The 9,554-nt window shown below is 53.7% G+C and carries 6 protein-coding genes; 1 reads left to right on the top strand and 5 read right to left on the bottom strand.

Going from position 1 to position 9,554, the window contains the following annotated elements; translation table 11 throughout:
• Positions 1 to 330 precede the first annotated feature (330 nt).
• From LKK83_RS13235 to LKK83_RS13220, 4 genes are all read right to left on the bottom strand, one after another.
• Positions 331 to 1,095 carry an LmeA family phospholipid-binding protein gene (locus LKK83_RS13235; RefSeq protein ID WP_324631633.1) on the bottom strand — a complete coding sequence of 255 codons (765 nt, stop codon included), beginning with the start codon at positions 1,093 to 1,095 and terminating at the stop codon, positions 331 to 333.
• Between the two features lie 137 nt (positions 1,096 to 1,232).
• Entirely contained in the window at positions 1,233 to 1,835 is a 603-nt protein-coding gene (locus LKK83_RS13230) for a pentapeptide repeat-containing protein (RefSeq protein ID WP_324631632.1), read from the bottom strand.
• A 212-nt stretch (positions 1,836 to 2,047) separates the two neighbouring features.
• On the bottom strand, positions 2,048 to 3,460 hold the full coding sequence (locus LKK83_RS13225; RefSeq protein ID WP_324631631.1) for an HD domain-containing phosphohydrolase: 1,413 nt from the start codon (positions 3,458 to 3,460) through the stop codon (positions 2,048 to 2,050).
• A 399-nt stretch (positions 3,461 to 3,859) separates the two neighbouring features.
• Complete coding sequence (locus tag LKK83_RS13220) at positions 3,860 to 6,988, bottom strand: Calx-beta domain-containing protein (protein WP_324631630.1); 3,129 nt, start codon at positions 6,986 to 6,988, stop codon at positions 3,860 to 3,862.
• 145 nt (positions 6,989 to 7,133) lie between these two features.
• Here LKK83_RS13220 and LKK83_RS13215 point away from each other — a divergent pair, with 145 nt between their 5' ends.
• Entirely contained in the window at positions 7,134 to 7,256 is a 123-nt protein-coding gene (locus LKK83_RS13215) for a hypothetical protein (protein ID WP_324631629.1), read from the top strand.
• A gap of 346 nt (positions 7,257 to 7,602) precedes the next feature.
• On the opposite strand, the gene LKK83_RS13210 is transcribed toward LKK83_RS13215, so the two are convergent.
• Positions 7,603 to 9,554 (bottom strand): CHAT domain-containing protein (locus LKK83_RS13210; protein ID WP_324631628.1); only part of this gene is annotated, 1,952 nt, incomplete at its 5' end.

Genomic DNA, 9,554 nt, shown 5'->3' with positions numbered 1-9,554 from the left:
ACGCCTCATAGCTAAAGCCGGTTAGAAACCGGCTGAAAACGTTATCAGAGAAGCATTTCAGTCGGTTTCAACCGACTGTAAGCTGTTAGACGGGGATTTTAATCCCCGTCGGGTGTTGCAACTGGTGCAAGATCTCAGTTTTAACCGACTCGAGCCATTAGCCGGGGATTTTAATCCCCGGCGGGTGTTGCTAAAACCCACAAAAGCCACAATCTGTGAGGAGCGATCGCGGCATTGAGGGAGGATGTGACCTCAGATATTAAGATGTAAAAAGACTGCATTAATCGGGGAAGGTGAACCGCTACGTGATGCAGCGGCGTGCTGCGAACGTTATTTATTGACGCCCTTCCCAGAGGGAAACTGATTGATATGAGCCGACCCGTAGAACACAAGATTTTTGCGTTGGAGGCGCACCCGGTCAACCCGAAGTTGCGTACCTTCCAGAGCAAACTTATCCAAGTCGAGCAAATGGTTAACATGTTCGATTAACGCTTTCCCCAGTGCCACGGATTCCTCATCGCCCTCATAGGTAACATCGACGAATTGGATTTTATGGCGGTCTTGCACGTCTACACTAGCGGTAAAATCCAGATTCAGGGGAGAATCGGAATCGCCCACCTTAACTTTGGACTGCAGGTGCAAGGTTTTATCGGGATTGAGCGTCACATCGGTATTTTGAAAATGCAGGGGTTGGCCCTGATATTGGAGACGTTGCAGCTTTTCCACCACAAACGGGGTATTAAACGAAGTGGTCAAATCATCTTCGCTCAACACCACCCTCATGCTGGCGCTGGTGGGGCGGCGTAATTTCACCTGACCGGAGAAAATCGCGCCGAAGTCGATCGCAACCGCCTGCAAATAGAGTTCCATATTATCAATTCGCAGGCCATTGTACATCAACATGCCTTTGCCGATGAAATCAAAGCCATCGACACTGCCCTGCAACAATTTCGTTACAGGTTCGGCGCGGACATTGGCCTCTACTTTTTCCGATCGCTTAAATAGAGCAGCGATCGCGGTTCCCGCCACTTTACTAACGAGAGCGTCGCCAGCTTGATTTTGAAATGGTGTGCTGCCAAACAAAGCGGATACCATATTTGTGCATGTTTGCCTACGCTCCCATTATAACGTTTCATTACGAAATGTAAAGTTTTGTTATGCTTATGGGATCCATAAGCCAACCCCGGAAGCGGGGCAAAACAGGCACGACAAGCCACTTACAGCTTACTCCCTCAGTGGTCTAACGGAGTCCCTTCCACGCAGGCCCCGGCGAGCAATGCCCCGGCAAACTGGGCAGAATCCACGATCGCGCAGAGTAAATTCGCCCCAGTCAGATTCGTCCCGCGCAGCACTGCGCCGCTGAGGTCCGCCTCTTCGAGATCCGCATGGGATAAGTCCGCCCCGGAGAAATTGGCATTGCACAATTCCGCCCCTTGCAGAGTCGCCCGAGACAAGGACGCCCCCTGCACGTCGGCCCCGCGCAGGTCCACACCGCTAAAGTCCAAATTGCCACACATCGCGCCGGTGAGGAACGCGCCGGAAAAGGTTGCCCCCTTGACTGTAGCATCGCTCAGCAGCGCGCCGCGCAAATCGGCGTTGCGACAATCCGCCCCGGAGAGATTCGCCCCAGAGAGATTCGCCCCATGCAGGTTGGCGCGCAAGATAGCCCCAGAGAGATTCGCCCCGGAGAGATTCGCCCCGGTTAAATTCGCTTGAGACAGATCCGCATCGGCGAGATCTGCGCCGGCTAAATCCGCCCCCACAAGGGAAGCGTCGCGCAAGTCTTTCACTTTTCCGCGTCGAATCGCGCTGATATCTAGAGTCGAATGAGTCATAGATAGGAAATTAAAATACTAATTTTCGGGAAAATGGCGAATGCCGGGGAAGTCCGCCGACACGGACTCATCCCAAATCCGTCTAGCAAACGCCTTTTATAAGCTACCCCGCCACGGGCTGTTTTGAAATGAGCGGGGGGTCTTTTTGCGCCTTTTCTGGGCGTCTGGGGATAAAATCCATCCCCATAGCTTGCGGATTCATTGTACCCGGTTTACCCTTGATTTTCCGCTTGTTTTCCGGGATTGGCAGAGGATTCTTCCAACCAAACATTAGGAAGTTGACTGGGGCGATCGGGCAACTGCATCAGGCCCATATCCACCAGACGCACCACATTAGTGAGAGTCTCCACCAGAGCAGGGTCGAAGCGGGTACCGCTGCGTTGCTGACATTTTTCTAACGCCTCGGATAAACTGCGCGCCTGTCGGGATCCGCGCGCTTGGGTGAGTTCTTGGAAATAGGAGACCAGACCGAGGATGCGAGCTTCGATGGGGATTTCTTCCCCTTTGAGACCATCGGGTTTGCCGCTTCCATCCCAATATTCCAGATGGTGCGCCACGATATCGCGGACCGGGGCCAATTCGGGCATAGCAATCAGGAGTTGAGCGCCAGTGCGAGCGCGATCGCGCCAAACCGCCAGACTCATCTCATCCAAATCGCGAGCGTTTTTGGCAAATACCTCATTGGGTGCGGACACCAACCCGATGCGGAACAACAGGCCCGCCAAGCGCAGGCGGCGCAATTGCAACGTAGGTAAATCGAGCAATTGGCCCAGGGTTTCCGACAGGGCCGCCACTTGCAACGAAGCCACCGGATTAGCCGCATCCCGTTCGTCTACCCGCTGAGCCATTCGCAAAAAGGCTTGCAATTTATTGGCATTTAGGTTGCGGCTCACCTTCACGGCGCGACCTTCCAACTCCCACAGTTCGCGGGTTTGACGGTTTACCGCCACCAATTGCTGCTGCGAGGTTTGCAAATAGGTGACAATCCGAGACACCACCCCACTCATATCTGCCAAGGGAGGCCCAACCGTGACTTGAATCTCCTGTTGCTGATGGTGGAGGCGATCGGCCAGTTCCGGGTTGTACGGGCGAATCCGCTCGATTAAAATCTCCGAGGTTTTCGACACCAGAGCTTGGTCAAAGGTCCACAACCCGTAGAATTTGCGCTCCATATCCACATCGGGTTTGCCCTCGGGGAGATATTCCTCGTCCGAGAGTTCGTGACACAGCACCATCGCCTTGTAAGTTGGCGCAACAATAATTAAATTCCATTCATTCACCAAACTATCCGTGGCATCTAACTCCACCAAGGAGACGTTTTCCTGCTGACTGGTGCGATGGGTATTGAATCCACTATCGGGCATGGCACAAATGAGAACTTCCCGGGAAAGCTGTGCGATGTCCCAGTAGCGTTCTGCTTCTTGCAAATACCACTTACCCCGCTGAAAGGTGACTAAGACCAAGGGTTTTTGCTCCGAGTCCGGGGCACTGGTTTGCAGGATGTGATCTTCGAGGGCGTGGCACAGGGCCACTAAGGTGTTTTTAAAGTAAACTCCATAACTAGAAGGTAGTTGTCCGTCGGTACAGGCGGCTTTTAGTTGGTTGAGTGTGGATTCCGGGTTCATTTTAAACCGCAAAGTTTGTTATTTCTTTTATTGTACCGGAAATCCGGCTCGGAACCAAATGCCGCGATCGCACTCGGGGGAATTTCAGCCCGGGTGCCTCTGAGGCGCGCCAGGGTGTGGGGCGGCGGCGTCTGGGGAAAAGCATTCCCTTCCACCAGGGAACCCGTGATTAATCCCGAGATGCGATCGCCCCCAATCGCCAGGAATGTCCGGGGAAAGGGGGAGGTTATTCCCCGTCGCCTAACCGCTTGACGAATTTGGCCATCGCGATCGCGCCCATTCGGAAACTGCCACCCATTTCACCCTATCCACCGAGGGATTGAAATTGCCCGCGATCGTCGCCGAATTGTGCGCCTACACCGACTCATTGGTTTGACCGCTATGCCTGCGGACGCGAGATTACACAAAATCAACTGCATCGAGTTCGGTGGCATTGATATTTTGCACGATCGCCAAATACTCGCCAGTCACCGGGTCTTGCAGAATCGTATCTTTAGCCCGCTCGTCGGTACCTTGAGAAATGGATAAGCCATCGAATGTCAGGGAATCGCCCAAATCGATAACATCGGCATCCGGGGTAAAGTCTACGATAACATCTGCCGCGCTTAATGTAAAGCCGCCGCTGCCTCGAGCGATCGCAAATGCATCGTTGCCCGCGCCACCGGTGAGAGTATCCGCACCGGCATCGCCTGCTAAGCGGTCGTTTCCGCCATCGCCGAACAAGCGATCGTCACCGTCACCCCCCGACACGCGATCGCTGCCTTCGCCGCCGAATATCGCGTCATTGCCGGCCTCACCCCGGGCGCGATCGTTACCTTCGCCGCCGAAGAGAATGTCATCCCCTGCGCCGCCTGCGAGACCGTCATCTCCGGTTTGACCGTAAAGAATATCGTTGCCGTCGAATCCTTCTATCTTATCATTACCGGCGCGTCCGTGGACGATATCGGTATCGGCAGATCCGGTAACGCGATCGTCCCTGTCGGTGCCGGCGGTATTTTCCGCTGCGGCAAACGCGCGGTCGATGCCCGGGTTATCGTTATCGCTGACATTCACTACAATCGAGGGCAGGTCGATGCGGTTGTAATTAGCATCGGCACTGGTAGCGCGATGAGCGATCGCACTGGTGTGAGTGCCAGCAAACCCACTGCGGGCAAGGGGATCGGATGTGCTGTCATCCACCGCTGTCAGGGTTACGGTTTGCGACTGGTTCCAGTTGTCCGGCGTAAAGGTGAGCCGCTCTACATCGGTGGTGGTTTGGCCATCCGGGGCGACTGCGATTTCCACATTTGCCGTGGGTTGCGTATTTAGCACAATTTTGTAAGTATCCGTGCCAAACCCTTCCATTGCCAGAGTATTGCCCACCGGTTGAATCAGATTCACCGACCCGCTAGGCGGTTGAGGTTCGGAATCGTTATCGATGACGGTGGCGGTTATCGGCTCGATGGATATGCCGTCGTAATTTGCATCCGCGCTACTCGCCGTGGCGGTGATGGTACTGCTGTGGTCTCCTTCCACTGCTGTATCGTCCGCCGCTTCTACCGCGATCGCCTGCGCTCGATTCCAGTTTTGTGGCGTAAACGTCACTTCCTCGGTGCCGAGGGTCGTCTGACCGTCGGAGGTCAGATTCAGGGTAACATCTGCCGTCGGTTCGCTGGTGAGAACGACCTCGTAGCTGTCACCATTGCCGCCTTCGGTCACGGTGGTGCTGTTGTCGGATTGAGATATAGATACCCCAGCGGTATCGTTATCCTCATTCGTGAGGATGACATCTACCGGATCGATATCGTTATAGTTCGGGTCGGCACTGCTTGCCCGGTCGGCGACCAGGGCATATTGGATATTTCCATCGGCGATCGCATCATCCACTCCCGTAACCGTAACGGTTTGCGGCGCATTCCAATTCTCTGGAGTAAAAGTGAGACTTGCGGGAGATACCGTGCCTTCGCTGGTATCGTTACTGGCCAAAGGCAGGGTAACGTTAGCCGTGGGTTCGCTGGCCAGGGCAATGGTAAACTCAGCGGTGCCCCCCGCTTCTGTGGTATTGCCTTCCAAGGGAGATACATTGAATCCCGCTTGTGCGATATCGTCATCGATGATTTCTACGGTGGCCGTGGTTTGAAACAGGTTCAGCCCGCCGGTGGGATTGGCAAAAGTGAGGGTAAAGGTTTCGGTACTTTCTACCTCGCTATCGTCTTTCACCGGCACCGAGAGGGTGGCGGTATCGCTACCCGCATCGAAGGTAACGGTTTGAGGGGTATTCTCGAAGTCCGTACCACCGATAGCGGTACCATCGGTAAATTGTACCTCTACCGTAGCAGTGGCGGAAAGTTCCCCAGAGCGCGTGAGAGTAATGGTGGCATCTTCGCCGCTGTCGCTTTCGTTCAGTTGATAGGTGGTTTGGGGAAAGTGAACTTTCGGCTCTAAGTTGAATTTTTGGGCGTAGATGTCATACCCGTTGCCATTTCCGGTATTGCTTTGCCACGCGATCGCGCCGATTCCTTGTGAGTCGAGAAATAACACCGGATTTTCCCGATCGCCGTCGGTTTGGGAATTGACGCGATACTCCCGTCCCCGGGTATTGCCCGCACTGTCATACTGCTGCAAATAGATGTGAGTGGTTCCGTCGGGGAGGATACTCGACCAGGAAATCGCTAGATTGCCGTTTTGAGCCATCGCGATCGCCGGGTCTTGCTGATTTCCAGCAGTGAGGTTGCGGTTGACTAAAAACTCGCCCCCCACGGGGTTTCCTTGGTTGTCATACTGTCGCGCGTAAACCCCGAGTTGGTCCCCATCTTGACTGTTACTTTCCCACGCGATCGCGTAACTGCCATTCGGACGAATCGCGATCTGCGGATTCGCGCGATCGCCCTCGGTTTGTTCGCTGACTCGAAAGGTGGTTCCGGGATTTCCCTGTTGGTCAAACTGCTTGGCGTAAATCCCCGCCGCGTCTTCGCCGGTATCTCCTCGCCAAACAATGGTAAATTCCCCATTCGGACGCATGGCGAGCGCCGGATCTTGTTGGTTGGTGGTGGTGGTATCCACCACGATTGCATTACCCTGAGCAGTTCCGTTTTTGTTATACTGTTGCGCGTAAATTGCCGAGGTTCCGTTGAGGTTGCTTTCCCACACTAAGGTAAAGTTACCATTCGGACGGATCGCGATCGCCGGATTTCGCGGATTCGCGCTGGCACTTTCTACTTTGGTGGGCGTCCCCGCCATCCCTTGCTGGAAAAAGAGTTCGCTGGAACTTCCCTCACTTGTACTTTGCCATGCGAGGGTAACATCTCCATTCGGTCTCCTGGCGATCGCCGCCTGTTTTGGCTGATTGGCACTACTCACCAGCACCGAATTGCCAGCGGGATTTCCTTCTCCGTCGTACTGTTGCGCGTAGATTCCAATCCCTTCGCTTCCTTCACCCTCCCAGGCGATGGTAAAATTCCCATTATCCCCCGTGACGACTGGGTTTTTTTGCTCGTCAGCGGTATAAGTATTAACTAAAGAATCCGAACCGATTGTTATCGCAGCCATATTTCACACGTCCTTTGCCAAAACGCCCCTTATTAAGCAACCGTTGGCCGGGATTTTTTCGTCCGTTTGGGCGAAGCAACCTCTTCAGCGACGGTGGTGGCGATCGCCATCTCTTCTAGCGTACAAACATCCCTCACCATTTGTCATGCCTCTCTGGGTAGAAACCCGCAGCTCGAACAACATAAATTTTGCCGCCCTGGGGTGCAACAACTCTGCCGTTTCTGCTTCAACTTATCGGGGATTTCGCACCCTGCGATCGCGCTTGTAGCGATAGCCTATTTCCGCAAAATACCGTATCTGCGCCCTGCGGTAATTTTATCGTCAACCCCTCTTATTCACCTGGGTATCCCCCCTTTTGTAGCAGCATTTTTTGCGTAAAAATTTACAGGCGATCGGGCAAATTAACCCCTTTACTTCCGATGTGACGCAGCCCCTCAAAATTTGCTCTCCTAAACCCCATGACAAGAACGCAAGACCCGAGAAAAGGGAATAAATATTTCTTCAGCCTCTTGACAATTGCCCTGGTTTTATGATGGAACTAATTACCACACTTTACCCAATCAACTCTTGATAAAAAATACCTACAGAATTCCCGTAGTTTAGCATCACAGGGTTTACCACGGACTCCCGATAATGATAAATGCGGCCCAATAATAAGGATGCTGCAAATTTTCGTTATCCAACTGAGATAATGCTGGCGGAAGCGGGATTTCCTCCGGGGGCGTCATCCCCATCAAACGCCCCGATTCGATTTGCCATTCCCCCTCAATCATTGCCATCTGAGCGTGGCGCAATGCTTCTGCTTTGATAGGAACCATACCAGATTCTTCGCCATCGTTTGGCAATTTTTGATTCAATTGATGGTAAAATTCATTCATCAAGGCCACCGTACCTTCATCGCTGATATACCACAAACTGGCTAAGGCGGATTCAACCCCCGCCTGCACCGCTAATCCGGCAAAACCCAACTCCGCTTGGTTGTCCCCGATCGCCGTGCGACAAGCAGAAAGCACTAACAATTCAACCGGGGGTTCGTGCCAATCCAATTCGCGGATTTTGTAAACCGGTAAGGTAGTATCCCAAAACTGAATGTAAGAATTACTTGGCTCTCCCGGGAGAAATTCGGCGTGGGTGGCCAGGTGAATAATTTGGTACTGTTCTGAGTCGCGTTTGTTCTTTAAATTCTCCAGGGTAAAGGTTTGATTGAGAAAAGATTCCCCGGGCCACTCTTCAGTGATGCTGGACAGTTCTACCGGAACCGCATGTAATGGAGGGCGTGCGGTAAATTGCGAAGCTCCCATTGCTAAAATTTTCGCATTTTCTAGGGGTTTATAATTCAAATCGGTCAAATTGAGACTGGGAATCAAAGCGATCGCGTACCGTTCCACCAAAAAGCGATCGCCATCGTAAAACGCCGCCACGGGAACCCCGCGCAATCCTTCATCCATCGAAAAAATTAGAGTATCGATATCCCGCGCTTTCAGTTGTTCTTCTAATGGTGCAATTATCCACTCATACAGTTGCTTCGCCGAGGAACGATAACTGGTGGTAAACCGTCGCTTCGGGTCGGTGATTTCCCGCCGAAATTCCTGCACCACCTGCATCAAATTTTCGCGATCGGCCTCTTGGATACTCTCGTAAATCGGCTCACCTTCCGGAGGCACTAACACTAAATCTAATTGCCCTTCCCGCGCAAAGGTATAGAGCATCGCCGGGTTGGTTCCTGTGGGTCGCGCTCTCATTACAATTTTTTGTTGCAAGGCGCTAAAGGTTCTCAGATCGCGCCGAATATTGCGATCGAGATAATCCCCCAGTTGCTCGCTATAAAAAATATCCAATAATCCCACCGCTTCTTCCACCCTGCCCGCATCCAGTTGCGCCGCAATATCCGCGCGACTCACCGTACTAAGGGTAAAGTTTTGTTCCGCAAGGGTACTTTGCTCTGGCGATGATGATGACACGGAGGACGAGGCATTGATTTCCATCGGATCGGGAATGATATTGCGCGATTCTACGGAACGTTCCGTGAGAACGTCAGTGGCGATCGCTGCAGGTAAGAATTCTGACTGCGAAATGGCCCGCGATCGCTCGGCGACGATCCCGCCATCCGGCGTAGCAACTCCCCCCTCCCCCGCCGCAGGCGCGCTTGGCGTCGGTGCGATCGGCGCGATCGGCTCACTTCTTCCCCCGCTTGTCGGTTCCCTGGGTACCGTCGGCCCTTCTCCCGGGTTTCCCCCGTTCGATCGCGGCGCGGGTTCCGGCAATTCTGCGGGAACCAAAGGCGTTCCCACCACCGGCCCTGTCGGTATAGAATCCTCTGTCGGTGCGGGTAGTGTCGGTGTTTCCCCACTGGGTGGCGCTGGAATGTCCGCCGTGGTTTGCTGTGGCGTCTCCTCACTAGGTTGTTCCGGCGTTTCCCCAGTCGGTTGCTGTGGCGTTTCCCCAGTCGGTTGCTGTGGCATGTCCTCACTAGGTTGTTCCGGCGTTTCCCCAGTTGGTTGTTCCGGCGTTTCCCCAGTCGGTTGTTCCGGCGTTTCCCCAGTTGGTTGTTCCGGCGTTTCCCCAG

Source organism: Phormidium sp. CCY1219, from assembly GCF_035615515.1.
GTDB lineage: Bacteria > Cyanobacteriota > Cyanobacteriia > Cyanobacteriales > Laspinemataceae > CCY1219.
This window is presented reverse-complemented; position numbering and strand designations above follow the sequence as displayed.

What these genes read in the sequence shown, in the direction of transcription:
- LKK83_RS13235 (WP_324631633.1), bottom strand. Translation starts at nt 1,095, where the DNA reads ATGGTATCCGCTTTGTTTGGCAGCACACCATTTCAAAATCAAGCTGGC.
- LKK83_RS13230 (WP_324631632.1), bottom strand. Translation starts at nt 1,835, where the DNA reads ATGACTCATTCGACTCTAGATATCAGCGCGATTCGACGCGGAAAAGTG.
- LKK83_RS13225 (WP_324631631.1), bottom strand. Translation starts at nt 3,460, where the DNA reads ATGAACCCGGAATCCACACTCAACCAACTAAAAGCCGCCTGTACCGAC.
- LKK83_RS13220 (WP_324631630.1), bottom strand. Translation starts at nt 6,988, where the DNA reads ATGGCTGCGATAACAATCGGTTCGGATTCTTTAGTTAATACTTATACC.
- LKK83_RS13215 (WP_324631629.1), top strand. Translation starts at nt 7,134, where the DNA reads ATGCCTCTCTGGGTAGAAACCCGCAGCTCGAACAACATAAATTTTGCC.